This window comes from Amycolatopsis sp. lyj-108 (assembly GCF_046549005.1).
Taxonomy (GTDB): Bacteria; Actinomycetota; Actinomycetes; order Mycobacteriales; family Pseudonocardiaceae; genus Amycolatopsis.
Map to the genome: position 1 here is coordinate 234701 of NZ_JAJPWQ010000015.1, position 23983 is coordinate 258683.

31 protein-coding genes are annotated in these 23983 nt (G+C 68.4%); 16 read left to right on the forward strand and 15 right to left on the reverse strand.

Going from position 1 to position 23983, the window contains the following annotated elements:
* Positions 1-62 precede the first annotated feature (62 nt).
* A complete protein-coding gene (locus ACLJO0_RS39750; protein ID WP_410584886.1) occupies positions 63-1220 on the forward strand; it encodes an epoxide hydrolase family protein in 1158 nt (385 codons plus the stop codon).
* Here the strand turns inward: ACLJO0_RS39750 and ACLJO0_RS39755 are convergent.
* Both ACLJO0_RS39755 and ACLJO0_RS39760 read right to left on the reverse strand, forming a co-directional pair.
* Positions 1213-2259 (reverse strand): winged helix DNA-binding domain-containing protein, encoded by a 1047-nt coding sequence (locus tag ACLJO0_RS39755; RefSeq protein ID WP_410584888.1) that lies wholly within the window; start codon positions 2257-2259, stop codon positions 1213-1215. The two genes, ACLJO0_RS39750 and ACLJO0_RS39755, sit on opposite strands and share 8 nt — an antisense overlap.
* Positions 2256-3242, reverse strand: coding sequence for a cation diffusion facilitator family transporter (locus ACLJO0_RS39760; RefSeq protein WP_410584890.1), 987 nt, complete (start codon positions 3240-3242; stop codon positions 2256-2258). Before ACLJO0_RS39760 ends, ACLJO0_RS39755 begins: the two co-directional genes overlap by 4 nt.
* 75 nt (positions 3243-3317) lie before the next feature.
* Between ACLJO0_RS39760 and ACLJO0_RS39765 the strand changes: the two genes are divergently transcribed.
* From ACLJO0_RS39765 to ACLJO0_RS39775, 3 genes are read left to right on the forward strand one after another with little or no spacing between them, the layout of a single operon-like run.
* Positions 3318-3689 carry an ArsR/SmtB family transcription factor gene (locus tag ACLJO0_RS39765; RefSeq protein ID WP_007030039.1) on the forward strand — a complete coding sequence of 124 codons (372 nt, stop codon included), beginning with the start codon at positions 3318-3320 and terminating at the stop codon, positions 3687-3689.
* A 19-nt stretch (positions 3690-3708) separates the two neighbouring features.
* Positions 3709-4083, forward strand: coding sequence for a DUF6153 family protein (locus tag ACLJO0_RS39770; RefSeq protein WP_410584893.1), 375 nt, complete (start codon positions 3709-3711; stop codon positions 4081-4083).
* A 48-nt stretch (positions 4084-4131) separates the two neighbouring features.
* Entirely contained in the window at positions 4132-4719 is a 588-nt protein-coding gene (locus ACLJO0_RS39775) for a DUF305 domain-containing protein (RefSeq protein ID WP_410584895.1), read from the forward strand.
* A gap of 19 nt (positions 4720-4738) precedes the next feature.
* Here ACLJO0_RS39775 and ACLJO0_RS39780 read toward each other — a convergent pair whose 3' ends face one another.
* Entirely contained in the window at positions 4739-5119 is a 381-nt protein-coding gene (locus ACLJO0_RS39780; RefSeq protein ID WP_410584897.1) for a MerR family transcriptional regulator, read from the reverse strand.
* 28 nt (positions 5120-5147) lie between these two features.
* Between ACLJO0_RS39780 and ACLJO0_RS39785 the strand changes: the two genes are divergently transcribed.
* Positions 5148-5864 (forward strand): methyltransferase domain-containing protein, encoded by a 717-nt coding sequence (locus tag ACLJO0_RS39785; RefSeq protein ID WP_410584899.1) that lies wholly within the window; start codon positions 5148-5150, stop codon positions 5862-5864.
* Between the two features lie 101 nt (positions 5865-5965).
* Here ACLJO0_RS39785 and ACLJO0_RS39790 read toward each other — a convergent pair whose 3' ends face one another.
* Entirely contained in the window at positions 5966-6202 is a 237-nt protein-coding gene (locus tag ACLJO0_RS39790; protein ID WP_410584901.1) for a hypothetical protein, read from the reverse strand.
* Between the two features lie 39 nt (positions 6203-6241).
* On the opposite strand from ACLJO0_RS39790, the gene ACLJO0_RS39795 reads away from it, so the two are divergent.
* Complete coding sequence (locus tag ACLJO0_RS39795) at positions 6242-6835, forward strand: GNAT family N-acetyltransferase (protein ID WP_410584903.1); 594 nt, start codon at positions 6242-6244, stop codon at positions 6833-6835.
* Between the two features lie 146 nt (positions 6836-6981).
* A complete protein-coding gene (locus ACLJO0_RS39800; protein WP_410585027.1) occupies positions 6982-8166 on the forward strand; it encodes a DUF222 domain-containing protein in 1185 nt (394 codons plus the stop codon).
* Between the two features lie 385 nt (positions 8167-8551).
* Here ACLJO0_RS39800 and ACLJO0_RS39805 read toward each other — a convergent pair whose 3' ends face one another.
* From ACLJO0_RS39805 to ACLJO0_RS39815, 3 genes are all read right to left on the reverse strand, one after another.
* On the reverse strand, positions 8552-9625 hold the full coding sequence (locus ACLJO0_RS39805; RefSeq protein WP_410584905.1) for a SagB/ThcOx family dehydrogenase: 1074 nt from the start codon (positions 9623-9625) through the stop codon (positions 8552-8554).
* 53 nt (positions 9626-9678) lie between these two features.
* Positions 9679-9801: a hypothetical protein gene (locus tag ACLJO0_RS39810; RefSeq protein WP_255431256.1), complete on the reverse strand. Its 123-nt coding sequence runs from the start codon at positions 9799-9801 to the stop codon at positions 9679-9681.
* Positions 9802-9882: 81 nt separating this feature from the next.
* Entirely contained in the window at positions 9883-12795 is a 2913-nt protein-coding gene (locus ACLJO0_RS39815; protein ID WP_410584908.1) for an AfsR/SARP family transcriptional regulator, read from the reverse strand.
* 429 nt (positions 12796-13224) lie between these two features.
* On the opposite strand from ACLJO0_RS39815, the gene ACLJO0_RS39820 reads away from it, so the two are divergent.
* Together ACLJO0_RS39820 and ACLJO0_RS39825 are read left to right on the forward strand one after the other, a co-directional pair.
* The gene (locus tag ACLJO0_RS39820) at positions 13225-13503 is read left to right on the forward strand and encodes a YggT family protein (protein ID WP_410584910.1); all 279 of its coding nucleotides are present in this window, start codon (positions 13225-13227) and stop codon (positions 13501-13503) included.
* A gap of 58 nt (positions 13504-13561) precedes the next feature.
* Positions 13562-14491, forward strand: coding sequence for a Ku protein (locus ACLJO0_RS39825; RefSeq protein ID WP_410584912.1), 930 nt, complete (start codon positions 13562-13564; stop codon positions 14489-14491).
* Here ACLJO0_RS39825 and ACLJO0_RS39830 read toward each other — a convergent pair.
* Both ACLJO0_RS39830 and ACLJO0_RS39835 read right to left on the reverse strand, forming a co-directional pair.
* The gene (locus ACLJO0_RS39830; protein WP_410584914.1) at positions 14478-15125 is read right to left on the reverse strand and encodes a B3/4 domain-containing protein; all 648 of its coding nucleotides are present in this window, start codon (positions 15123-15125) and stop codon (positions 14478-14480) included. The genes ACLJO0_RS39825 and ACLJO0_RS39830 overlap by 14 nt on opposite strands.
* 11 nt (positions 15126-15136) lie before the next feature.
* On the reverse strand, positions 15137-15748 hold the full coding sequence (locus ACLJO0_RS39835) for a LysE family translocator (protein ID WP_125794991.1): 612 nt from the start codon (positions 15746-15748) through the stop codon (positions 15137-15139).
* A 148-nt stretch (positions 15749-15896) separates the two neighbouring features.
* On the opposite strand from ACLJO0_RS39835, the gene ACLJO0_RS39840 reads away from it, so the two are divergent.
* On the forward strand, positions 15897-16397 hold the full coding sequence (locus tag ACLJO0_RS39840) for an ATP-binding protein (RefSeq protein ID WP_125795443.1): 501 nt from the start codon (positions 15897-15899) through the stop codon (positions 16395-16397).
* A gap of 103 nt (positions 16398-16500) precedes the next feature.
* Entirely contained in the window at positions 16501-16707 is a 207-nt protein-coding gene (locus tag ACLJO0_RS39845) for a CsbD family protein (RefSeq protein ID WP_125794993.1), read from the forward strand.
* Between the two features lie 48 nt (positions 16708-16755).
* Here the strand turns inward: ACLJO0_RS39845 and ACLJO0_RS39850 are convergent, their stop codons facing one another.
* Positions 16756-17862 carry a cytochrome P450 gene (locus ACLJO0_RS39850; RefSeq protein WP_410584917.1) on the reverse strand — a complete coding sequence of 369 codons (1107 nt, stop codon included), beginning with the start codon at positions 17860-17862 and terminating at the stop codon, positions 16756-16758.
* An 87-nt stretch (positions 17863-17949) separates the two neighbouring features.
* Here ACLJO0_RS39850 and ACLJO0_RS39855 point away from each other — a divergent pair, with 87 nt between their 5' ends.
* The 3 genes from ACLJO0_RS39855 to ACLJO0_RS39865 all read left to right on the forward strand — a co-directional run bounded on the left by ACLJO0_RS39855 (position 17950) and on the right by ACLJO0_RS39865 (position 19830).
* The gene (locus ACLJO0_RS39855; RefSeq protein ID WP_125794995.1) at positions 17950-18405 is read left to right on the forward strand and encodes a MarR family winged helix-turn-helix transcriptional regulator; all 456 of its coding nucleotides are present in this window, start codon (positions 17950-17952) and stop codon (positions 18403-18405) included.
* Positions 18406-18520: 115 nt separating this feature from the next.
* The gene (sigK, locus tag ACLJO0_RS39860; protein WP_410584919.1) at positions 18521-19117 is read left to right on the forward strand and encodes an ECF RNA polymerase sigma factor SigK; all 597 of its coding nucleotides are present in this window, start codon (positions 18521-18523) and stop codon (positions 19115-19117) included.
* A complete protein-coding gene (locus ACLJO0_RS39865; RefSeq protein ID WP_410584921.1) occupies positions 19114-19830 on the forward strand; it encodes an anti-sigma factor domain-containing protein in 717 nt (238 codons plus the stop codon). The genes sigK and ACLJO0_RS39865 overlap by 4 nt, the downstream gene beginning before the upstream one ends.
* A gap of 279 nt (positions 19831-20109) precedes the next feature.
* Here the strand turns inward: ACLJO0_RS39865 and ACLJO0_RS39870 are convergent, their stop codons facing one another.
* From ACLJO0_RS39870 to ACLJO0_RS39890, 5 genes are read right to left on the reverse strand one after another with little or no spacing between them, the layout of a single operon-like run.
* Positions 20110-20676: an alkaline shock response membrane anchor protein AmaP gene (locus tag ACLJO0_RS39870; RefSeq protein ID WP_410584923.1), complete on the reverse strand. Its 567-nt coding sequence runs from the start codon at positions 20674-20676 to the stop codon at positions 20110-20112.
* A complete protein-coding gene (locus ACLJO0_RS39875) occupies positions 20673-21200 on the reverse strand; it encodes a DUF6286 domain-containing protein (RefSeq protein ID WP_410584925.1) in 528 nt (175 codons plus the stop codon). Before ACLJO0_RS39875 ends, ACLJO0_RS39870 begins: the two co-directional genes overlap by 4 nt.
* Positions 21197-21583: an Asp23/Gls24 family envelope stress response protein gene (locus ACLJO0_RS39880; RefSeq protein ID WP_410584927.1), complete on the reverse strand. Its 387-nt coding sequence runs from the start codon at positions 21581-21583 to the stop codon at positions 21197-21199. Before ACLJO0_RS39880 ends, ACLJO0_RS39875 begins: the two co-directional genes overlap by 4 nt.
* Before the next feature lie 5 nt (positions 21584-21588).
* Complete coding sequence (locus ACLJO0_RS39885) at positions 21589-21765, reverse strand: hypothetical protein (RefSeq protein WP_037321503.1); 177 nt, start codon at positions 21763-21765, stop codon at positions 21589-21591.
* Positions 21766-21806: 41 nt separating this feature from the next.
* Entirely contained in the window at positions 21807-22271 is a 465-nt protein-coding gene (locus ACLJO0_RS39890; protein WP_410584929.1) for an Asp23/Gls24 family envelope stress response protein, read from the reverse strand.
* Between the two features lie 247 nt (positions 22272-22518).
* On the opposite strand from ACLJO0_RS39890, the gene ACLJO0_RS39895 reads away from it, so the two are divergent.
* Positions 22519-23316 (forward strand): alpha/beta fold hydrolase, encoded by a 798-nt coding sequence (locus ACLJO0_RS39895; protein ID WP_410584931.1) that lies wholly within the window; start codon positions 22519-22521, stop codon positions 23314-23316.
* A 60-nt stretch (positions 23317-23376) separates the two neighbouring features.
* Positions 23377-23970 carry an alpha/beta hydrolase gene (locus tag ACLJO0_RS39900; RefSeq protein WP_410584933.1) on the forward strand — a complete coding sequence of 198 codons (594 nt, stop codon included), beginning with the start codon at positions 23377-23379 and terminating at the stop codon, positions 23968-23970.
* The last annotated feature ends 13 nt before the right edge of the window (positions 23971-23983 follow it).

Here is a 23983-nt window from a genome sequence, read left to right on the forward strand (position 1 = left end):
CTCCGGAAGCCGGTTCCGATTGAGGACCGAACCTGTCCGCAATGCCTCGTAACGTGGGCATCATGGAAAACACCGAGATCCGCCCCTTCCGCCTCGACGTCCCTCAGGAGCAGCTGGACGAACTGCACGCGAAGATCGACAGCGCGCGCTGGCCCGCCCCGCTCCCCGGCGACGGCTGGGACACCGGAGTGCCGGTGGCATGGCTGCGCGGACTCGCCGAATACTGGCGCCACGGTTACGACTGGCGCGCCGCCGAACGCGAGATCAACGGTCACCCGCAGTTCACCACGGTCATCGACGGGCAGCGGATCCACTTCCTGCACGTCCGCTCGCCCGAAGCCGACGCCACGCCGTTGATCCTGACGCACGGCTGGCCGGGTTCGGTGGTCGAGTTCCTCGACGTCATCGGTCCGCTCACCGACCCGAAGGCGTACGGGGGCGACCCGGCGGACGCGTTCCACCTCGTGATCCCGTCGCTGCCCGGTTTCGGTTTTTCGGGCCCCGTCTCGGATTCCGGCTGGACCATGCCGCGGATCGGCCGCACATGGGCGGAGCTGATGCGACGGCTCGGGTACGAACGCTACGGCGTGCAGGGCGGCGACCTCGGCGCTTCCGTGTCGCCGGAGGTGGCGAGGTTCGCGCCGGACAAGGTGATCGGCGTGCACGTCAACGGCGGACTGACGCCGATGCCCCCGATGTCGTTGTCGGAGGAGGAACTCGCTTCGCTCACCGACATCGAACGCGACCGCGTGAAGCGGATCGGCGCGTTCATGCAGGAGGAGTTCGGGTACATCGCGATCCAGTCGACGCGGCCGCAGACCCTCGGCTATGGGCTCGTGGACTCGCCGGTCGCGCAGCTGGCCTGGATCATGGACAAGTTCCGGGAGTGGACGCATCCGCGCCCGACGCTGCCGGAGGAGATCATCGGCCGGGACCGGTTGCTGACCAACGTCATGTTCACCTGGCTCACCGGCACGGCGGCTTCGTCCGCGTACGTCGGCTACGCGCAGGCGGAAACCTGGGGAGCCGTCGAGAAGAACTCCGGCGTGCCGACGGCGGCGCTGATCTTCGCGCACGACGTCGGGATCCGGCGGTACTCGGAGGACGCGCACACGATCGTACGGTGGACCGATGTCGATCGCGGCGGGCACTTCGCGGCGTTGGAGGAGCCCGAAATCCTGATCGGGGACGTGCGGGAATTCTTCCGCTCTCTCAAATGACGAGGACGGCGGCTTCCCCGAGGAAGCGGCCGTAATCGTCCACTTCGGACTCCAGACCGGCGATGGCGGACCGCGGAAGCGTGACGAAGGGCTCGACGACGACCTTCGTCCGCTTCGCGGTTCGCTTGGTGTGCCAGGTTCCGGCGATCCGGCCGTCGACCAGTACGGTCGGCGCGATCATTCCGCCGCCGGAGTTGACGCGCTTCGCCTCGGCCTGGTCGAGGAGCAGTTCGCGGTCGCGGTAGCCCAGCAGGTAGGTGTCGAAGGCGCCGAGCAGGCGGGGAGGACACGGTGGAGCGGAGAGGCCGGTCTCCGAGAGCGCGAAGCCGTGGCCGGCGGGCACGAGATCCAGCGCGGCGAAAGCCTTGCGGCACAGGCCGAGCGGGAGACCGGACCAGGCGCCGAAATCCTCGGCTGTCGCGACGCCGTACGCGGTCAGGTACCGGTGGGCGAGTTCCGCGTGCGGTTCGTCCGGCGTGTGGTCGTCGGTGACCCATTCGTCGAGGAGTACGTACGTCGGTTCCGTTCCGTCGTCCTGACCCCGGCAGAGCAGACCGTGATTCGCCGCGTACGCCAGCAGATGGGCCGGAGCCTGGGACCTCGCGTCGAGCGCGATGCCGTCGGCGGCCAAGCCGTCCAGGATCTGTTGCCGGGTGAGTGCCTTGCCCGGCAACAGATCCTGGAGCTTCGCGAGTGCTCGTTCGCAGAGTTCGTCGGTGAGCCCCAGTTGCGTGCGGCGGCCCTGTCCCGCCTGGACGTTGCGCGGACCGAACAACCGGTTCAACCAGCGGAGATCCGCCGTCGGCACCAGATGGAGCGTCTTGCGCATCAGCCAGGTGCGCGCCACCGCGCGGGACCCGTCGACGTCCGGCGCGGTCAGTCCCCGGCTGCGGGCACGGATCGCGAGCCGGGCGGCGGGAGTCGACTGCGCCTGGATCGCGGCGACGGACCTGGCCACGGCGAGCACGTCCGCGGCCGGGGCGGTCAGCAGTTGCGCGTGGGCGCGGACGGCGCGGATGTCGTTGTCGGACAGCGTCACCCGGTGACGATCTCATGGGCGTTCGCCGGTTCGGTGTGCACGACCGCTTCCGCGAGCCGCGGGAGGACCTCGCGCAGCCGCCGCTCGACCCGATGCGCGAGGTGATGTGCCTCGGTGACGCTCAGCCCGGACTCGACCGAAACCGCCAGTTCCGCGCGCAGGCTGTGGCCGATCCAGCGCATCCGCAGATCCCGGGTGCCGAGTACCCCGGGCACCTCGGCGGCCGCGCGCTCGGCGCGATCGACGTCGGCCGGGTCGACGGCGTCCATCAGGCGGCGGAAGACCTCCTTGGCGGCATCACGCAGGACGAACAGGATCGCGACCGTGATGGCGAGGCCGATGATCGGGTCGGCCAGCGGGAAACCGAACGCGACACCGGCCGCGCCGAGCACGACCGCGAGGGACGTGAAGCCGTCCGTACGCGCGTGCAGCCCGTCGGCGACCAGCGCGGCGGACCCGATCTCGCGGCCGACGGTGATCCGGTACCTGGCCACGATTTCGTTGCCCGCGAAACCGATGACCCCCGCCGCGGCGACCACCCACAGATGCTGGACCGGGCGTGGATCGAGCAGCCGCTGGATCGACTCGTACCCGGCGAGGAAGGCCGACGCGGCGATGAGCAGGACGACGAGCACGCCGGCGAGGTCTTCGGCGCGCCCCAGTCCGTAGGTGTAGCGGCGGGTGGCGGCGCGGCGGCCGAGCAGGAAGGCGATGCCGAGCGGGACCGCGGTCAGCGCGTCGGCGAAGTTGTGGATCGTGTCGCCGAGCAGGGCGACAGATCCGGTGATCAGCACGAGCACGAGCTGGGCGACGGCGGTGACGAAGAGGGCGGCGAACGACCAGATCAGCGTCCGGACGCCGCGTTTGCTGGTCTCCAGCGCGGTGTCGACGCGATCGGCGCTGTCGTGGCTGTGCGGGGTCAGCAAGTGGCGGAGGCGGCTCTTCCCCTGCCCGTGGCCGTGACTGTGTCCATGGCCGGTCATTCCTCACCTCACTGTTCTGATACCTGCGCAGTCATGCAGGTACGCAGGCAGAAGGGTAGCGGCTATCCTCCTGACATGCACGAGTCGGTCCCGGATTTCGAGATGCCCACCGAGGAGCAGGTCCACCTGGCCGCGGAGACGTTCCGGCTGCTCGCGGATCCCACGCGGATCAAGGTGCTCTGGGCGCTCCTGCAGGGCGAGTCCTCGGTCGCCTGTCTCGCGGAACTGGCGGGCGCGGCGCCGACGGCGGTCAGCCAGCATCTCGCGAAACTGCGGCTCGCCGGACTGGTCAAGGGCCGTCGCGAGGGGACGTTCGTCTACTACTCGGCGGCAAACGACCACGTCCGCGGCCTGCTCGCGCAGGCGTTGTTCCACGCCGACCACATCGATCGCGACATCCCGGCACTGCATTCGGCGGGGAAACCCCACCGTCCGGCGGCGCGCTGAATCCGGCTACGGTGGAACCGTGACCCAGTCCTCGTACCCGGCCGTCCTGCGGTGGCTGCTGTTGTGCGTGGTGGCGCTGGGGCTGGTCGGCATGCATCACGTCGTCGCCGAGTCCGGCCACGGCGCGGGGCATTCGGCCGTCGCGATGGCGGATCCATGTTGCGCGGACACGCCTTCGCACGACGACGGCGGACACAAAGGACTGCATCTGTGCCTCGCGGTACTCGCCGCGGCCGTGCTGCTGATCGTCACCTGGCTGCTCGTCCGGAGTGGACGGACGGCGGGGGCGACCTGGAAGTCACGCCGGGGCGGCGGTTCGGCGTCGGGCCGTGATCCTCCGCGCTGGAGACCGGTTCCCGAGAGATTGTCCTTCCTTTGCGTGTTGCGGGTGTGACAGGCGGGTTCGTCCCACCCTGCCCGAAACCGAGTTGAGGAAAGAACCATGACCAGCAGGAAACTGGTCGGGGTGGCCCTCGCCGCCCTGGCCTCCTTCGCCGTGCTCACCGGATGCGCGAGCTCCGACACCGCCTCCACCGGGCACGACATGTCCACGGTGAAGGCGCCGGATCCCCAGCAGGCAGGCCACAACCAGGCCGACGTCACGTTCGCGCAAGGGATGATCCCGCACCACGAACAGGCGCTCGCGATGGCGAAACTCGTCGACGGCCGCACTCGCAACGCGAAGGTCGCCGACCTCGCCGCGCGGATCCAGAAGGCGCAGGATCCGGAGATCCAGCAGCTGAACGGATTGCTGAAAGGCTGGGGAGTGGCGCCGTCGGGCGAGCACTCCGAGCACGGCTCGGCGTCCGGCATGATGACCGAGGAAGATCTCGCGAAACTCGGCCAAGCCAAGGACGCCGCCTTCGACAAGCAGTGGCTGGAGATGATGGTCGAACATCACGAAGGCGCGCTCGAGATGGCGAAGACCGCCCTGCAACAGGGCAGCAACGCCGAGGTGAAGGCCTTGGCGCAGAAGGTGATCGACGGTCAGCAGGCCGAGATCACCGAGATGCGCGCGCTGCTCGGCTGAGCCGGGACGGTGGCGCGGATCAGCAGGCCCGCGCCACCGCCTCCCGGAAATGCGAGCACTGGGTGAAGTCTTCGTGCTCGCACCCGAGAGCGCAGTCGACGATCGCGAGCGACGCCCGCGCGGCGGCGATACGTCGCTCGAGTTCTTCTTTGTGCTGCTTGAGGACCGCTTCGCGTTCACCGGGCTTCTGGAACATCTCACGGATGCCGTCGAGGCTCAGTCCCGCCTCTTTCGAGCGCAGAATGATCGCTATCCGGCACAGGTCGCCGTCGTCGTACCGCCGCCGATCGCCCGCTCGCGCCGGCTTGAGCAGGCCGACGGATTCCCAATGGCGCAGGACATGCGGCGCCAGGCCGAAGCGCTCCGCGACCTCGCCGACGCTCAAGGTGCTTGACTTCATGTCGCCATTAAGTCGGACGATTCCCGGTATGTCCATGTTGCAGCGGCTCGACGCCGCCGATGCCCTGCCGGGAGCCGCCGAACTGCGGGCCCGGACCTACGAACTGCTCCGGCTGGAGCCCGGTTCCGCGGTGCTCGACGTCGGCTGCGGTGCCGGCCTGGCCGTATCCGAGTTGTCTTCGCGGGGATTCCGTGCTGTCGGCGTCGATCTCTCGGCCGAGATGATCGAAGAGGCCCACCGTCGATCGCCTGGGTCCGAGTTTCTGGTCGGTGATGCTTACGCGTTGCCAGTCGACGGCGGGTTCGCGGGATACCGGGCGGACAAGGTGTTCCATGAACTGGCCGAGCCCGAGCGCGCTTTGGCGGAGGCGCGGCGGGTTCTGGCTCCGGGCGGGCGGATCGTGTTGTCAGGACCCGATTGGGAGGCGCTGATGATCGATTCCTCCTATCCGGCACTGACGCGCGAGATCGTGCGCGCCCGGGCTTCGGTGATCGCCGCACCCCGGATCGCGCGCGGGTTTCGACGGTTGCTGACCGGATGCGGGTTTCGTGAGGTTTCGGTGGAAGGGGTCGTCGGGTTCCTTGGTGGAGCTACGTTCTTTCGCGGGTTGGTGGACGTCGCTGTCCGGGTGGGGGCGGTATCTGGTGAGGAGGGGGAGGTCTGGCTGGCGGAGCAGGTTGATGGTGAGGGTTTTGTTGCTGTGCCGCAGTTTTTGGCCAGTGGTCGCGCTGGGAGTTCGTGCTGAGCTGCTTACGGCGTTGCCGGAAATCGGCGATGGCCGTGGTGTCTGTGTGTCGGATGTTGTGAGGTGGCGTTCGTGGCAGTGAGCCCCTTTGGCCTGCTCCCCTACGGCCCGGATCCGGGTGTGAGCGGTTGGCCGCCTGCTGGCCTGCGGAGAGATTCGCAGGGCACACGCACGGTGCCGCCGGCGCCGCGGCGGTCGGCGGCGATCCGGTCGATCGGCAGGAGCGTGGTCGAGCGAGTGATCTTGGTCGTGAACTCCTCTATCAGGAGCTTCGCCACGTACAGCACCTGGGGACCGGCGAACTCCAGCCTGTCGCAACCAGGTTGGGAAGTGCTCACTGCCTGACGGGTGATGTTCCGGGCGCGATACTGGCCTTCATGACTCCAGCGAACCGCCCGGACACAGTCCACTTGAGGGCGTTCACCGAGGCCGACCTCGCCTTTCTCGACCGCCTCTGCACGGATCCCGATGCGCTCGGCGAGTTCGAGTGGCCCGGATTCGGTGATCCGAGGGCACGCCGCAAGCGATGGGAGATCGACGGGTATATCTCCGCCGAGTCCGCGGCGGTTGCGATCGCGCGGGCCGACGACACGGTTGTCGGCATCGCCACCTGGAAGCCCCGTGGCTTCCCCTCGGGTGTCACCTACGAGATCGGCGTGGGGGTGCTGCCCGAGCATCGTGGACAGGGGGTGGGCACGGTGGCGCAGAGGCTGCTCGTGGACTACCTGTTCGGCCGCACGACTGCGAACAGAATCGAAGCCCTCACCAATGGCGGTAACCTCGGCGAGCAGAAAGCCCTCGAACGCCTGGGGTTCCGCCGGAAGGGTCATGCGCGGCAGGTCCTTCCAGCACGGCGAGTATGTCGATGTGCTCGTCTACGGTCTGCTCCGCTCAGAGCATTGTCCCGGAACGCCATGAGCACTCCTCCCAACCTGTTCAGAGTGAGGTGGGAAAAGGCTCACTGTTGTTGAGCCGGGGTTTGTGCCGTTGCCGGAAATCGGCGATGCCCGTGACGTCTGTGTGATCGGAAATTGTCGGTGGCCGGTTGTAAGTTCTGTGTGTGGATACGTCGAACGCCATTGTGGCGCTATTGAAGGAATTGACCGAGTCGGATGTGCTGGGGGAGGTCAATGGTTCGCTGGATGTGTTGGGGGATAAGGATGCTGTGGATGTCGCTGTGGCGGCGTCGGAGGGGATCGCGCGGTTGGAGGCGGTCCGGTTCCGCGCTATCGCACAACTGGGCCGTCATCGCGATGGTGCTTCGAGTGTGGTGCAGGAGGTGGCGTTCGCGTTGTCTGTTGTGGACGGTCACGCGGGTGCCCTGGTTTCCACGGCGGAGGCGTTGACCACCAGGTTGCCGCGGACGTTGGGGTTGATGGATCGTGGGGTGGTGGATGGGTTCGGGGCGGTGAAGGTGGCTGCGGCGACGTCGTGGCTGTCGGATGAGGATGCCCGGGCGGTGGACGTTCTGTTGGAGGATCGGTTGGAGGGGAGGAATTCGGAGCAGATCCGGAAGGCGGCGAGTCATGCGGCGTCGACCGTGGATCGTGATGGTGCTTCCCGCCGGACCGAACATCACCGCGCGGGGCGTCGTCTGGTGGTGCGCCAGGGTGAGGTGGGGGTGGCCTCGATCGAGGTGGAGGACGGGCCGGTGGAGAAGGTGACCGCCGCCTACACCCGGATCGACCGGGAGGCGCGGGCGCTCAAGACCGGCGACGAGCCCCGCACCTTGGACCAGCTGCGTGCCGATGTCGCCCTGGACCTGCTGCTCGGCGGCCAGGTCGGGAAAAGTGAACGGTGCGAGGTGTTTCTCTACATGGACTTGGCGACCTATCTCGGTGTGAACGAGGATCCGGCGGAGCTGGCCGGGCATGGGTATATTCCGGCGTCGTTGGCCCGTGAGATCGCGGCGGGGCCGGATACGGTGTTGCGGCGGATCATCACCGATCCGTTGTCGGGGCAGGTGCTGGATTTGGGTCGGGACCGGTATCGGCCGACTGCGGGGGTGGGTGAGTTCGTGCGGGTGCGGGATCGTGAGTGCCGAAGACCCGGCTGCCACCGTGTCGCGCAGGCCTGCGATCTCGATCATGTGGTGCCGTGGCAGTTCGGTGGTCACACCAATGCTGATGAGTTGATCGATTTGTGTCGGCGGGACCATCGGCTCAAGGACGAACCCGGCTGGGTCTACTCCCTCGCCCCAGACGGCACTCTCACCGTGACCACCCCAACGGGACAGACCTACGACAGTTCGCCTCCGCCCCTGCACGAACCTCGGGTTGCCGACGAACCGCCACCGTTCTGAGCTGTTGCCGGAAAACGGCAATGGCTGTCTCTGGCAAGGGTCGCCGCCTGCGGCGGTGCTGCACCAATGTGGCTATCCGCGTTGCCGCACTCTTCGACCCGGGAGGGCTTCTGAGCCGTCGCCGGGCAGAGTCGCGACAGTCCGCCTCAGCTCCTGCACGAACCCCGCTCGGTTGGCGAACACCGCATCGCCGGAAAGTGGCGACGCCCCGGCGTGGGCTTCAGCTCGCCACTGCATGAATCCCGCCTGACCGAAGGCCGTTGCCGAAAGACGGCAATGGCTTCCTCGGGCAAGCCTCGCCACCCAGGACCACGATGCGCCGCACCTTCGGCCCGGCAGCGAGGGGTACCCACCACCCAACTCACTGCAAAGCAACAAACGACCCTCAAACGCGGGTACCGAGCACCGACATCCCCAGCACCAGCTCGTTCGCCGGATCGCAGCCGAGGAGGTCCTCGACCAGTTCGTCGCGGAGCGCCGCGGTGAACGTGACGTTCAGGCCGAGCGCGGTCGCCAGCAGGTACACGGTCTGGCTGAGGTGGCCGACGTCCATCAGCAGGACCCGGTAGGTGCGGCTCACCGGGTACTTCCACTGGTTTCGCTCGATGACGCTGGTGTAGATCAAAAGCGCGCCGGCGTTGCCGGTCCAGTGCTGGTCGCCGGCGAGCGCGATCAGCTGGTCGTCGTCGATCTTGCCGTCCAGTGGCGTGAGGCCGTGCCGGAAACCGTCGTAGTGGTAGACGGCCCGATCGAGGCCTTCGACGTTCCTCGCGTAGACGTACACCTCTGTCGGGTGCCTCGCGCCGCCGGACGGGCTCGTCTTGAAGACGTTGCCGGTGGCGGGGATGTCGGGATGCGTTTCCGGTCTCGTCGGCCGGGCGGCGGTGAGGAGTGCGCTCAAGTCGCGCAGCCGCAAGGGTTCTTCGCCGAACTCGCGGACGCTTCTGCGCTGGTTCAGTGCGTCGCCGAGTCCGATCGCGTTCAGTTTCTCCGGTGACGGTTCGGGCAGCGGTATCGTCTCGTACTCGCCCGAAGGTCGCACCGGAGAAGGCGGAGGGCTGGCCTTCGCCTTCTCCAGCAAGGATTTCGCCGTCATTTCGCTGGTGGTGAACTCGGTCTCACGCAACGAGCGGGTGCCATAGTGAAAAGCCCTCGCGGACGTTCCCCAAGGGCCCCAATCCCGAAGGATCTCTTCTTCCCGCTGGTGCCGGTAAGAACCTTTGACCACCAGCACGTCGTACCGGATCATCGCTCGCGCGATACGGACGAGCCTTTCCCCGATCTCGGGATTCTCGTCCGCCGCGCGGACCGATTCCGGTTCTCGCCAAGAACCGAACCAGCGCAGGACGCGTTCGGTTCCTTCGGCGAGTTTGAGCTGGCGATGTCCGAGGTGGTCGTCCCAGACGACGTCACCATCGGACCAATAGAGCGTTCCGCAAGAGGAAACCCTTACCAGCATCGAATGTCTTGCGCCCCAGTCCCCAGTAATACTTTCCGAATACGTCAGGTCATTCAGCGTCGCGAACGGAAAGGAGGGCCGCCGTTCGGCGGCGGCTCGAACCCGCCCCAGGTGCTCTGTGCCTTGTACTCCGCTTCGAGCTCGTACAAGAACTCGTCGTCATCTTCATCGTGCATGCCGCCGATCCTCTCCGTGAGCGGTTACTCCGGTCAAGCGAATATACCTACGCCAACAGAGTACCGGAACAGAACGGCTAATTACGCCGAGTAATCAGTCAGGTGCTGTTTGAGTTCGCGCACCTCTGGCGACTCGGAAATGCCGAGATCGGTGTACAAGCGCAATGCGAAGCGGCGATGACGTTCCGCATTCAGTCGCTTACCGAGAATGTCGAACGCCGCCGCCATCTCCTTGTGAGCGATGGGCAGCATGCTGCGATTACCGGTCGATTCGAGCACTTCCACCGCGGTCGTGAACTGGGCGACCGCGAGTGCGGCATCGCCGAGTGCACGCGAATTGATACCGAGAGCGAGAAAGCATTCCGCCTCGAGATCGGGTGATTCGTTCTCGTGCGCGAGTCTCAGCGCCTCGTCGAGTTCCTCGGCGGCTTCGGGATAGCGCCTGTTCTCGGTGTGGATCAGCCCGATCCGGTGCCTGGCGCGGGCTTCGATGAGCACGCTGCCGTGGGCGTGGGCGGTCTCGCGGACCCAGCCGAGGTGTTCGATCGCCTCGTCCGACTCGCCTTTGAGCCAGTGGGTGACCCCCGAGTTGCCCCTGGCCCGGCACTGCATCCGGACGTCGCCGGTGGTCGCGGCCAGTTCGAACACCTCGTTGAACAGCCGGTTCGCTTCGGTGAACTCGTTGAGCCGCCACAGGGTCAGCGCGTACATGTGCAGGGCCTGGTACTCGAGGACCACGTTCCCGGTGACCCGCGCGGCGGACAGGGCGAGGGTCTCCAGCTCCCTGGCCTGCCGGTAGTAGCCGCGGTTGTCGAAGTAGCGCCACACCGCCGAGCAGAACGGCACGAGGTCCGAATAGCGCTGGTGGTTGTTCATCGCGACGGCCACCGGCAGCACGTTCTGCCATTGGGCGTCCATCCAGTGCGCGGCCTGGTCGTAGTCCGCGAAGGACTGTCCGTACTCGCTCTTCGGGACCTCGAGGCCGCCCGGCTCCTCTTCGGAATCCGGGTCGATGAAGTCCATCGCGGCCGCGACGGTGCTGCGGTAGTAGTCGAACAGCCGCCGCATCATCGCCTCACGCTGGTGTTCGGGCTCCTCGGCGAGCAGGAGTTCGCGACCGTAGCTGCGGAGGAGGTCGTGCATCTCGTACCGGTCCATCGACGGCTGGCGCAGGAGGTTCACGTCGACGAGGCGTTCGGCGAGGCGGCGGGCCTCGCCGAGGTCCACTTCGGCCAGCGCCGCGGTCGAATGGAGATCGAAAGCGGCACCGGGATGATGGCTCAGCCGGCGGAACACCCGGCGTTCGGTTTCGCTCAAGTTCAGATAGGACACCCGGAAAGCGCCTGCGACGTCGCGTTCCCCCGCGGTGAGCTCGCCGAACCGGTTCCGCTCGTCGCGCAGCTGCCTGGCGACGAAGTCGAGCGTCCACGAGGCCCGCGCGCGCAGCCTGCTCGCCGTGACGGCCAGCGCGAGCGGGAGGTCGCCGCACAGGCTCGCGACCCGGTCGGCCGCGTCCGGGGATTCCCGCTTCAGCCGGGCGGGGCCGACGATCCGGCCGAGCAGGTCCACCGCGTCGGCCCGGCTGAACGGTTCGAGGGACAGCAGTTCGGCGCCGTCGAGGTCCACGAGCCGGGTGCGGCTGGTGATCAGCACGCAGCAACTCGCCGAACCGGGCAGCAGCGGGTTCACCTGCGTCGCCCCGATGGCGTTGTCCAGCACCAGGAGCACGCGTTTGCCGGCGAGACAACTGCGGAACAACGCCGCGCGCTGCTCCGTCCCGGCGGGGATGTCCGAACCCTGGATGCCGAGCGATCGCAGGAGTGCTTCGAGCGCGGACCCCGGGTCGACCGGATCACCCGCCGGCGAGAAGCCTTCGAGGTTCACGAACAGCTGCCCGTCGGGGAACAGCGGGGCGAGCCGGTGCGCGGCGTGGACGGCCAGCGCGGTCTTGCCGACACCGGGCATCCCGTCGATCGCGATCAGCCGGGGCCCCGAGGAGGAGCCGTCCTGGCCGATTTCGAGGACGGCCCGCAGTTCCGCGGCGCGCCCGCCGAACGCGGGGAGGTCCGCGGGAAGCTGCGCGGGGCGGGGGAAGAGCGCCTTCTGCGCGTCGGCGTTCTCACGTCGCCCGACGGTGTCCATCCCGGCCCGGAGCCCGCCGACGCCGTACCGGACGAGGGCGCCGTCCCCCATCAGTTCGGCGTCGGCGCGCAGGATCTGCTGGTGCAGCGCGCTCAGTTCGGCGCTCGGGTCGACGCCGAGCTCCTCGGCGAGCGCGATCCTGGTCCGGTCGAACGTCCGGAGCGCGTCGGCGCCGCGGCCCGCCCGGTAGAGCGCCAGCATGGTGAGGCACTGCAGGGTTTCGCGAGTGGGATGCCAGGCGGCGAGGTCGTAGGCCTCGCGGGCCGCCGCCTCGGTCTCGCCGAGCCGGAGCCTGGCGCCGATCAGGAGTTCGCAGGCGGCGAGGCGTTCTTCGTCGAGCCGCCGCGCCGTCTGCTCGATGGCGTCGCCTTCGAGACCGTCGAAGGCCGGGCCGCGCCAGAGCGAGAGCGCGTCCGCGAGTTTGACGGCCGCCTGCGAGATCAGCCCGGCCGCCAGGAGTTCGGCGCCCTGGTTGTAGTCCGCTTCGAAGCGGACCGAGTCGAGCGAGGCGCTGCTGATGACGACGCGGTACGCCGAGCCGGTGGTGACCACGGCGGAGCGGGCCACGCCGAGGTCGTGCCGCAGCCGCGCGATCGCGTTGCTGACCTGGCGGACCGCGGTCTTCGGCGGATTCTCCGGCCACATCGTGCCGATCAGGTACGAGACCGGGACCAGCCTGCCCGCGTTGATCAGCAGAGCGGCGAGAAGACGCTGCTCACGACGCCCGCCGAGCCGGACGGGGACGCCGTCGACCTCGGCTTCGAGCGGGCCGAGAACGGAGAAGCCGAGTTGGGAGCTGTGGGCGGCGGTCCGGGGAGATCCCGCCGAATCGGGTAAACGATCAGCGGTCATATGCGACTATGTCGTCCGAGACCGTGAGCGTGCTCACGCACTACCTCCAGTCCGTTCGCCGGCTGATCGGCACCCTAGCCCACCGCTTCGGCCTCCAGCCAGGTCGGCGCGGGGCACGCCGTACGGCATTCGGCCTAACGGGCGCGTGCTCGGCTGCCCTGGAACCGGTTCGATTCTACGCCCGGCGGCCCCTGAACTGCGCGGATGCCCGGCGGTGGAGAGCCGATGTAATTCCGATGCAGGGCCTTGGAAAGCTGAAGACATCAGCTGGCGGGTCGGCGCGACGGGGCAGCGTGCCGAACCGTGTGTAGGGGCTCCGCGGCGGTTGGCCTTCGAACTGGGGGTGGCCAACCGCCCTGGTAGCCCTTTTCGCGCACAGGTTGCTCCCAGCCGAGCACGGCACACTGGAACAAAGAGGAGTGTGCCGTCATGAGTGCTCTTGGCTATCTTGTGGGCGTCCTGCTCACCCTGTTCCTGATCGTGCTCGTCGTCCGGATGGTGCTGGACTGGACCGTCAACCTCGCCACCCGGCCGCCCGTCTGGTCCTTCCGGGCGCGCGGGATCGCCCATCGGCTGACCGAGCCCGTGCTGGCGCCGGTCCGCCGCGTGCTCCCGCCGGTGCGGGCCGGTGGGGTGGCGTTCGATCTCGCCTTCACCGTGGTGTTCCTCGGGGTCGTTCTCCTGCAGTCCCTCGCTTTCAGCCTCTGACCAGGTGTGATCCGCCGCCGTCGCGGGTACCAGGTGGCTGGAGGAGAGGAGTGTGCCCATGCGCCCGGTCTGGAGCGGTTCGCTTTCACTCGGTCTGGTGACGGTGCCGGTCCGGTTGTACAGCGCGGTCGAGGACCATACGGTGCACTTCCGCCAGTTCCAGCGCGGCACCGAAGACCGCATCCGGTACCGGCGGGTGAACGAGCGCACCGGCAAGGAAGTCGGCTACGAGGACATCGTCAAGGGTTACGAGCTCGACAGCGGCGACTACGTGGTCGTCGAACCCGAGGAACTCGACGAGATCGCCCCCGGGCGGTCGAAGTCGCTCGACATCGAAAGCTTCGTCGAGCTGGACGCCATCGACCCGATGTTCTTCGACAAGACGTATTGGCTCGCGCCCGCGAAAGAGGAGTTCGAGCGTCCGTACGCGCTGCTGCTCGAGGCGATGAGTTCGTCGGGCAAGGCCGGGATCGCGAAGTTCGTCATGCGCGGCCGCGAGTATCTGGCCCTGGTCCGTTCCGGCGACGGCGTCATGGTGCTCAACACCCTGCATTTCGCCGCCGACCTGCGGGATCCCGCCGAGCAGCTGCCGGATCTCCCCGGCAAGGCGAAGGCACGCGGCAAGGAACTCGACATGGCCGTCAACCTCATCGACGCGATGAGCGATGACTGGCGGCCCGAGGAGTACCGCGACACCTACACCGACCGTGTGCGTGAGCTGATCAAGGCCAAGAAGAAGGGCGACACCATCACGCCCGCCACCGAACCCGGTGAGCCGACGAAGGTCGTCGACCTGTTCGAGGCGCTTTCGAAGAGCGTGGAGAGCGGGAAGGCCAAGAAGAAGTCCGGGGCGAAGAAGCCTCCAGCGAAGCAAGATCTCTCTTCGTTGTCGAAGGCGGACCTGGAGAAGCTGGCTCGGGAACGGGACATCAAGGGGCGGTCGAAGATGACGCGGGCCGGTCTGGAGAAGGCGCTCAAGGCCTCGTGACGATGCCCACCGCCGCCAGTTCGCCCGCGATGGCCTCGATCAGCAGCCGGACGTCCTCGGCCGCGGTCGCGTGCAGACCTTCGGAAACGATCAGCACTTCGGACGTCGTGGCGGAGACCGCCGAGTGCCCGCTCTGCCGGTTCGTCCACCGCCGCGCGTGGGCTTGACCGTCTTCGTCCGCGAAGATCACCTCGCCGGGGTTCGGCTGTTCGACCGTGCCGGCGAAGGTCACGTACTTCTCGTCGCCTCGCGCGTGGCGGACCTCCAGCGAGCCGCTGATCTTCGCGACGTCGAGCACCGCGACGGGAACGGCGTAGGCGACCGAAACCGCGTTGCAGAGGTCGATCACCGGGTGGATCCGGGGGAGCGAGCCTTCTTTCCGCAGCCGGCGCAGCAGTGACTCCGACGCGCAGCGGTACTGCGTCGGCTTCAAGCCCATCCTGGCGAACGCCCGCCGCCAGGCTTGGATCTCGGGGAACTCCGATTCGGGGCCATCGGCCAGCCGTCGTGTCGCTCGCTCGACGAACTTCTCCAGGTCGACCGGCATTTCCGGGGTGATACCGCCTGCCTGGATCGTGCCGACGGCGAGGCCGGGGTGAGCGGCGTGGATCTCTGGGTGGTGCTGGAGTCGCATGCTGGACCTGTCTACTGGGTGGTGAACGCGAGTTTGACGCCGAGCGCGGCGAAGGAACCGGCGAAGATCCGCCGAAGCCAGGCGAGCACGCGGGGCCGGGAAAGAACGTGGTGCCGCACGCCGGCGGCGAGGACGCCGTACACGCTGAACACCACGAACGTCGCCAGCATGAACACCCCGCTCAGCAGCAGCATCCGGGGGATCGAACCGGGCTCGCCCGCCGGGACGAACTGGGGCAGGAACGCGAAGAAGAACAGTGTCAGCTTCGGGTTCAGGACGTTGATCAGCACGCCGGAGGTGATCGTCCGCAGGGTCGACGCGGGTTCGGGATCGCCCTCCACGACGATCGCTTCCCGGTCCTTGAGCGTCGCCCAAGCCATGTAGAGCAGGTACGCCACACCCAGGTACTTGAGGATTTCGAACGCCAGCGCGCTCGCGTGCAGCAGTGCCGCGAGACCGGTGATCGCGGCGACCATATGCGGGATGATGCCGAGGGTGCAGGCGGTCGCGGCGATGACGCTCGCGCGTCTGCCGCGGGCCAGTCCGGCGGAAAGCGTGTAGACCACGCCGGTGCCGGGCGTGGCGACCACGACCAGCGTGGTGATCAGGAAGGCGATGCTCACGAGATCACTGTGCGCGCGGTTTGGCCCCGTGAACAGAGCCAAAGTCCGCCTGGTCCATTGGACCAATGGCTTGCGTGAGGCGGCGTGAGGGCTTCACCGGATGGAGTGGCATGATGCACGCTCGCACGTCGACGAGGAAGGCCTTGGTTTGAGCGCGCGCACTTCCCAGATGGACGACCTCCGGCTGGTGGCACAACCGAATGCCGTGTTGTGCTCCGAGCTTTTCGTCCGTCTCATCTTGTCGGACTGGTCCTTGCGGCCGTTGCTCGATCAGGCGAAGACCGCCGCCGCCAGATTGGTGGGCGCGCTCGTCGACGTCGCCGACCCGAAGGAGCCGCCGTTCCTGACGCTCAGACTGCGGTTGCGCTCGGACGTCCTGGTCATCGAGGTCGATCACGACGTGGACGGGCTTCCCGTGCCGACGCCCGCACCGGGTGAGCGGACCGGAGTGGCGCCGAGCGAGACCCGCGGCGTGACGTTCTGGTGCGAGCTGCCGCTGCCCGGTGGCCTGTCCGCCGGACAGGTCCAGCTGCCGCGGCGTGGCGACCGCCGGACCCTGGTGGACGAGCCTGTCTCCGGTGCGCCCGTCGGCGCCGATCCCGAAGTCCTGGAACGGCTCTTGACACGGCTGAGTGGCTGGTCGGGCTGATCCCGTGAGGGTGATCACCCGTCCGTGCGCATGACGATCTGGATCTTCGCTTGTCCTACCGGGTAGGCGCACGATCCGGGCGCCATGGACGGAGGAGGACCCGATGTCGTTGGGCGACAAGATCAGCAACAAGGCCGAAGAGTTCGGCGGTAAGGCCAAGGAAGCCGCGGGCGACGCCACCGGCAACGAGGAACTGCGCGCGGAAGGTCAGGCCGACCAGGCGAAGGCCGGTCTCAAGGGCGCCGTCGAGAACGTGAAGGACGCCGTCGGCGACGCGGCGGACAAGCTCCGCGACACCTTCAAGAAGTAGCGGCTCTTCCGGGCCGGGGCGGCGGACTTCCGCGCCCCGGCCCGCTTTTCAGCCGTGCAGTAGTACCGGCAGGCTGGTGAGCCGCGTGCCCTGGATGCCGCCGAGGAACGTCTGCCGGAGTTCGGCGTAGGGCACTGCGAGCCGGGCTCGGGGGAAGTCCGTGCGCAGGACCGTCGCGACCGCCCGCAGTTCGAGCTGCGCGAGCTGGGCGCCGACGCAGAAATGCGGGCCCGCGCCGAAGGTCAGATCCGGACCGGGTTTCCTGGCCGGATCGGTGTTGACGCCCTGGATGTCGACGAGCACCGGGGCCCTGGCGGGGAGCCGGATCCCGGCGAGCTCGATCTCCGTGGTCGTGAACCGCCAGAGGGTGAACGGGGCGGGCGGATGCTCCCGGAGGGTTTCGCGAACCAGAGTGCCCTCGGGGGCGGTGTCCCCGTTGAGAAGCCGTGAGATCAGGAAACCGATCGAGGCGTCGGTGGTCAGCTGCCCGGCGAAGATCAACGCGAACAGGTGATACCGCAGTTCGTCTTCGGACGTCTCGGGCGGGAGGTTGTCGCGCAGTTCCTTCGCGAGCCCGTTCCGGTTCGGCGTCAGCCCCGCGGCGGCGAGGTCCGCGATCGCGGCGATGGCATTGCCCTGGGCGCCCGGTGCGGGGTCGGACATGCGGCGGCAGGCGTCGACGGCGGTGTCGAGCAGCCGGAGCGGGATGCCGAGCAGGTCGAGCAGCACGGTGAGCGGGAAACGGGTGGAGAACCCGTCCATGAGGTCGACGGTTCCGTCGCCGAGTTCCGCCAGCAGCGCCTGCGCGATCTTGTGGATCCGATCCGACTGAGCCTGGATCCGTTTGGCGCTCAGGAGCGGAGCGTGTGCTCGCCGCAAGAGCGTGTGGTCCGGGCCGTCCAGTGTGGTGAGGGACGGCTGTTCGGCGGCGGTTTGTTCGAGCGCGGTCCACCCCTCGGGGGCCAGCGCGGGATCTTTGGTGATGCGCGGATCCGACAAGACCGCACGGGCCAGCTTCTCGTCGGTCACGATCCAGGCGCTTCCGCCCTCGGGCGCGGCCACTTCGACGAGTGGGCCGGCGGCTCGCAGCGCGGGGCGGACGGGATCGGGCTCGGTGATGCCGCGGGTCTTCGCGGCGAACGGATCGGGGAGCACGGGAACTCCTTCATGAGAAAGTAGCTTCATGATGAAGGTATATTCACGACCGGTAGGTTGTCAAAGCACCTGAGTCGAGGAGGGCTGATGGAGGACCGCGTCACGTCGTTGCTGGACGGCCTCCGGAGCTTCGGGGCGAATTACACCGAGTTCACCCGGCGTTTCGCGAACTGGCTCGGCCTGCACGCCACCGACGCCGCCGCGCTGGTGGAGATCCTCTACGCCGAAGACACCGGCTCCCCGCTGTCCCCGGCCCGGCTCGGCGAACGCATCTCGCTGACCTCCGGCGCGACCACGAACCTGCTGAACCGCCTGGAGAACCTCGGCTACGTGGTGCGCACCCGCGAGAACACCGACCGGCGCGTGGTGACCTTGCGCAGCGGCCCCGACATCCAAGGGCCCGCGCGGGAGTTCTTCGGTCCGTTCAGTGCCGGGCTCGCGGCGCTGGTCGCGGAGTATCCGGCCGAGGAGATCGAACGGTTCGAGGCCTTTCTGCGGCATCTGCGGTCCACAATGGACAAAGTGCTCGAAGAACAGGGGTAAGCCCCCGTTCGAGTGTTCTCGGCCCCCGACCAGTCCATGCCGCCCTCGGCGCCGAATCCCTCCCTGACGCCAGGGAACCGCGTAGCCGGGCGTCGGGTGAGGTGGAGGCAGCTTGATGGTCGAGGGTGTGCGGACGAGTCCGCGCGGAAGCGGCGGCACCGGAACGGAGCCTGCCGAAACGAGCTTGATGCAACGGGTCGCGGCAGGAGACGAACAGGCGTTCGCCGACCTGTACGACGTCGTCGCGGGACCGGTGTGGGGAGTGGTGAACAGGGTCGTCCGCAACGGCACGTTCGCCGAGGAGGTCACCCAAGAGGTCCTGGTGGAGGTGTGGCGGACGGCGGCGCGGTTCAAACCGGGCAAGGGGAGCACGCTGGCCTGGGTGCTCACCATCGCGCACCGGCGGGCGGTGGACCGGGTGCGTTCGCATCAGGCCTCGCTCGACCGGGACGACCGCGCGGGCAGACTCGATTTCCGGCGCCCGTTCGACGAGGTCGCCGAGTCGACGATCAGCAATCTCGAACAGCAACGGGTGCGCCAATGCCTGTCCGCGCTGACCGACCTGCAACGGGAATCGGTGGTGCTGGCGTACTACAACGGTTACACCTACCCGGAAGTCGCGGAAGTGCTCAAGACCGCGCCCGGCACGGTGAAGACCCGTATCCGCGACGGCCTGATCCGGCTGCGTGACTGCTTGGGGGTCGGGCAATGACGGCGGAACTGCACACGCTGACCGGGGCCTACGCCCTGGACGCCGTCCCGGAGGAGGAGGCCGCGGCGTTCAAGCGGCACCTGCGGGGTTGTCCCTCGTGCGGCCAGGAAGTCCGGGAACTGCGGGAGACCGCGGCGCGGTTGGGAGCGGCGATCGGCACCGCGCCACCGGCGAGGCTGAGGGAAGCGACGCTCACGCTGGTCGCCGGGACCCGTCAGTGGCCTCCACTTGTCGCTGTCGCACGTCGAGACGGGCCGTTGAAGACGCGGATCGCCCTCTGGGGTGCCGCGGCGGCGGCCGCCGCTGCGCTGGTGTTCGGCCTGGTCACCACGAACACCGAGCCGGTGACCGACCCCGCGCAACAGCGGCTCGCCTCGGTGAACGCGGTGCTCACCGCACCCGACGCGTCGACGGCCAAGGGCGCCGAACCCGGGACGACCACGGTGGTGACTTCGCGGAGCCACGGCAAGATCGTCGTGCTGGCGGGCGATCTGCCGCCGTTGGCGCCGGGCAAGGCGTACCAGGTCTGGCTTCTCGGCGCGAGCGGCGTGCATTCGGCCGGGCTGCTGGCGCAGGACGGTCCACATCGGACTCTTCCGGTCCTCGCGGAGCTGCCTCGCGGGATCGACCGGGTCGGTATCACCGCGGAACCCGCCGGAGGTTCGCGGACGCCGTCCACCCCTGCGGTCGCGATGATCCCCCTCGGGACGTGACCGGAGGGGGATCATGCGTGATCGGCCGCCGTACAGCCGAGTGCGGAGTCCAGTCACGCGAGTTACGTTTCTGATCACGCGAGTTACGTGCCTGAACACGCGAGTTACGCCTTCGCTCTGCCCGCCACCCCGGGCGAACGGGCTCGTCACCATGGGGCCAGGAGCGAAGGCGTCCTTCGTCGCATCGGACGCGGTGAAGGGAGCCTTCACCTCACTGCCGGCGTGATCGGAAGGCGAACTCGCGTGATTGGAGGCGTAACTCGCGTGATTGAGGGCGGATCACTGGAGGCGGGCGCCGGCCTTCGCGGAGAAGCGGAACTCGATGGTCGTCGGGAGTTCATCGAGGTCGAGTGCCTGGCGCAGCCTCGGCAGGCCCTCAGTGGTGATCCGCTCGCGGATGGCGGCCAGATCGCCGTCCTGTTCGGCGCTCAGCACCACGGCCAGCACCGGAGCGTCCTGGGCGCCGCCGAGCGTGGCGTGCGCGGCGTGGACGCCGGGGTAGGTCGCGACCTCCGCGGTGAACGGGTCGACCGCGGTGCTCGCGGCCAGCGTGGTCTGGCCGGTGTCCTGGCCGAAGCGCCAGGTGTGGGACTTCGGTTTGCGGACGGGCTGCGCGATGAGCCACCGCAGCACCAGCAGGCCGACGACCACCGCGCCACCGGCGACGGCGTACCAGACCCATCCGGGCGGCATCGCCGTACCGGGGACGAGCGTGGCGCCGGGGTCGAGCGGCGGGATCCTGCCGAAATGGGTGCCGACGGCGAACACGCCGCCGGCGAGCAGCACGAGCCCGGTCAGCACCAGCAGGGTGCGGTTCAGCCGGGCGGGACGGTTGAGGTCGGTCATGACGTGCTCCTGGTGGCCTTGACCCGGACCCGAACGGCCGGGACGGTGGCCGGGCCGATCTGGGCGAGACGGTGCTCGATGGCGGCGCGGACGGCGTCGGCGAGCCCCGCGGTGTTCGTCCGCGCGGTGGTCACCACCGAGACGATCCCGCGCCGCTTGACCTTCAGCTTTGCCGCCGAAACACCATCCACAGTGGACGCGGCGGTGCGCAGGGTCGACCGGTAGCTGCGCCGGGAGGCGCCGGAGTCCGGGTCGCCTTCGAGTGGCAGCACGGTCGGCTTCCCGGGGGCGATCGCGCTCACGAGGAGCACGAGGCCGAGCAGCGCGACCACACCGCCGGCGATCGCCGGAAGCGGATCACTCCACCGGAGGCCGTGCAGCGCGGACGCGACGGCGTCGTAGCGGATCCACGGGTTTTCCCCGAGGATCGTCTGCACCGCGACGGTGGCGGCGAGGACACATCCGGCGAGCACCACGACGGCGACGAGCACGGCCGGGACACTGCGGCGGGGGCGCCGTTTCATCGGACCCTCCTCGTTTCGGTCTCGGTGGAATGCAAGGCCGTCACGGTGATGTCGACCCGGGAGACGGTCAGTCCCGAGAGTTCGCCGACGCGGCGGATCAGATGCTCTCGCGCGGTTTCGGTGGTGGCGCGGACCGAAAGCGGGTACTTCACCGAGAGCCGGACGTCCAAAGTGGTCGTCGATCCGGTGACGTGCGCGCTCACCTTGGCGCCCTGGTCGAGGTCTTCGCCGCCGACCGCGATCCCGAGCACCCGGGAAGCCGCGCCGCCGATGCCGTCGAGTTCGGTGATCGCCCGTGCGGCGATCCGCTCGACGGCACCACCGGCGACCGTCAGGCCGCCGCGCCCGTCCGTTTCCGGCGCGGCGGCGGTCATGGTCGTCATGGCGATCAGCCCCTGTCGCGGCCGGCCAGGGCCGAAAGGTCGAGCTTGCCGTCGAGGAACCGGCCGACCAGCAGGCCGAGGGCGGCGAGGACGAGCACGACGAGGAAGGCGCCGAAGCCGCCGAACGCGCCGGCCACGCCGAGCACGAGACCGGTCAACAGGCCGAGATGGGTGGCGTTCATGAACGTTCTCCTTGCTGTGGGGGCGCGGACGGCGCCGGTGGTCACTGGACGCGGCCGGATTCGGTGGTCTCGTCGGCGTCGTCGTCGCCGGGGATGTGCACGTCGGACACGTTGATGTTGACCTCGACGACCTCGAGCCCGGTCATCTGCTCGACCGCGCCGATCACGTTGCGGCGCACCGATTTGGCGAGATCCGCGATCGCGACGCCGTATTCGACGACGATCTGCAGGTCGACCGCGGCCTGGCGTTCGCCGACCTCGACGGAGACGCCCTGCCCGGCGGACGCGGTGGCGCCCGGGATGCGCTCGCGCAGCGCGTTGAACGCCCGCACGGCGCCGCCGCCGAGCGCGTGGACACCGGTGATCTCGCGGGTCGCGAGGCCCGCGACCTTCTGCACGACGGTGTCGGCGATCGTGGTCACGCCCTGCGTGGAGACGAGGGCGCTGTTCTCGGCGGGGGCGGCGGAGTTCGAGTTCGGCTTGGTGGTCGTGGCGGTGTTCGTCATCGCGCTCTCCTGAAGTCAGGTTTCCGTTGCCTGCGGTGGAAGTTCTTCACTTCCACACTCCATAGACCCAGCGGCGCGAAGATCGTCACGACCCGATCGTGTGGTCTGGATCTCACCGTTCGTGGGTATGTCTTTCGGCCTAGTCCCCGCGGCCGACGACGGCGAGGTCTTTTCAGCCTGTCGAGGGTCGTGCGCGCGGCGGGTGCCGGGGTTGGATCGTCCGGTGTCCCGAAAGCAGGAGTTTCGAGTGAGCTGGAAATGCGTGGTGCTGTCGGTCGCACTGGTCGCCGGATGTACTGGAGGTACCGCGTCACCGGGAAGCCCGTCCCCGGTGACCAAAGTGGACGAACCGGAGCGCGAAGCGGCGCTGACGTCGTTCTACCGGCAGACCCTGGACTGGCGGCCGTGCGACGCCTTCCACTGCGCGAAGCTGACCGTGCCCGTGGACTACCGGCGACCGGACGGGCCGAAGTTCACGCTGCCGGTGATCAAAGCGGTGGCGACCGGGCCCGAGCGGCTCGGCACGCTGGTCGCCGGCGCGGGCGGCCCCGGCCAGTCCGGGGTCGCGATGGTGAAGGACATCGCGGGCACGTGGCCCGCCGCGGTCCGGGAACGGTTCGACCTGGTCGGCTTCGATCCACGGGGGATCGGCGGCAGCGAACCGCGGCTCCGCTGCGACACCGAGGGCGAACCCGCCTCGAAGGCGCCGGAGGGCTTGCCGCTGATCGGCGCGGAGGTCCCGAAAACGCGTCAGTACGCCGAGGCGTGCCTGCGCGGCACGGGGGAGAACGTGTTGCGGCACCTGGGCACCGACGACGTCGTCAGCGACCTCGACGTCCTGCGGGTGGTCACCGGCCAGGAGAAACTGAACTACCTCGGTTACTCCTACGGCACGCGGATCGGGCAGCTGTACGCCGACCGGTTCCCGAAGAAGATCCGCGCCATGGTGCTCGACGGCGTCGACAACACCTATCTCGATTGGCGGGCCGACACCGTGGAGCAGGCGAAGGGGATGGAAGACACCCTGCTCACCTACGCGAAATAGTGCGCTACCAGGACCAATAAACCGTGCCCAGGGCGGGACGAGAAGGAAATCCTCGCCACCGTGGACCGAGTGCTGGCCAAGGCGGACGAAGCGGGCGACGGAGCGGGCCTTCGCGAGGAGATCTCCGCGAAGCTCACTTTCCCGGCGGACTGGGCGGAACTGTCCGAAATCGTCCTCGGCGCCGCCGCGCCCGCGGAGGACTCGTCCGAAGAGCCCGCCGACGAGCCGGAGACCTCGACCGACACGACCGACGCGCTCACCGTCGTCAACTGCCTCGACCGTACCCATCCCACCGATCTGGCCGCCTACGAAGAGGCCGCGCGAGAGCTCCGCCGGGTCTCGCGGCTGTCTTCCGGCACGGAGGCGCTCGGCTGTGCCTTCCTGCCCACCGGGGCGGCCCCGTCCCGGACGGTCCGCGCGGCGGGCGCGCCGCCCATCCTGCTGGTCGGGACCACCAAAGACGCCGCGACACCTTACGGCTGGGCGCGGCATCTGCTGGGCAGCCTCGGATCTGCGGTGCTGTTGTCCAATGAGGACGTCGGGCACGCCGTCTACGGCAACGGAGCGTCCTGTGTGGACGAGGGGGTCAGCCGGTACCTGATCGACTTGACGATTCCCGCCGCTCCGGCCCGCTGCGCGACCGGACCCGTGTGATGCTGGGAGCGTG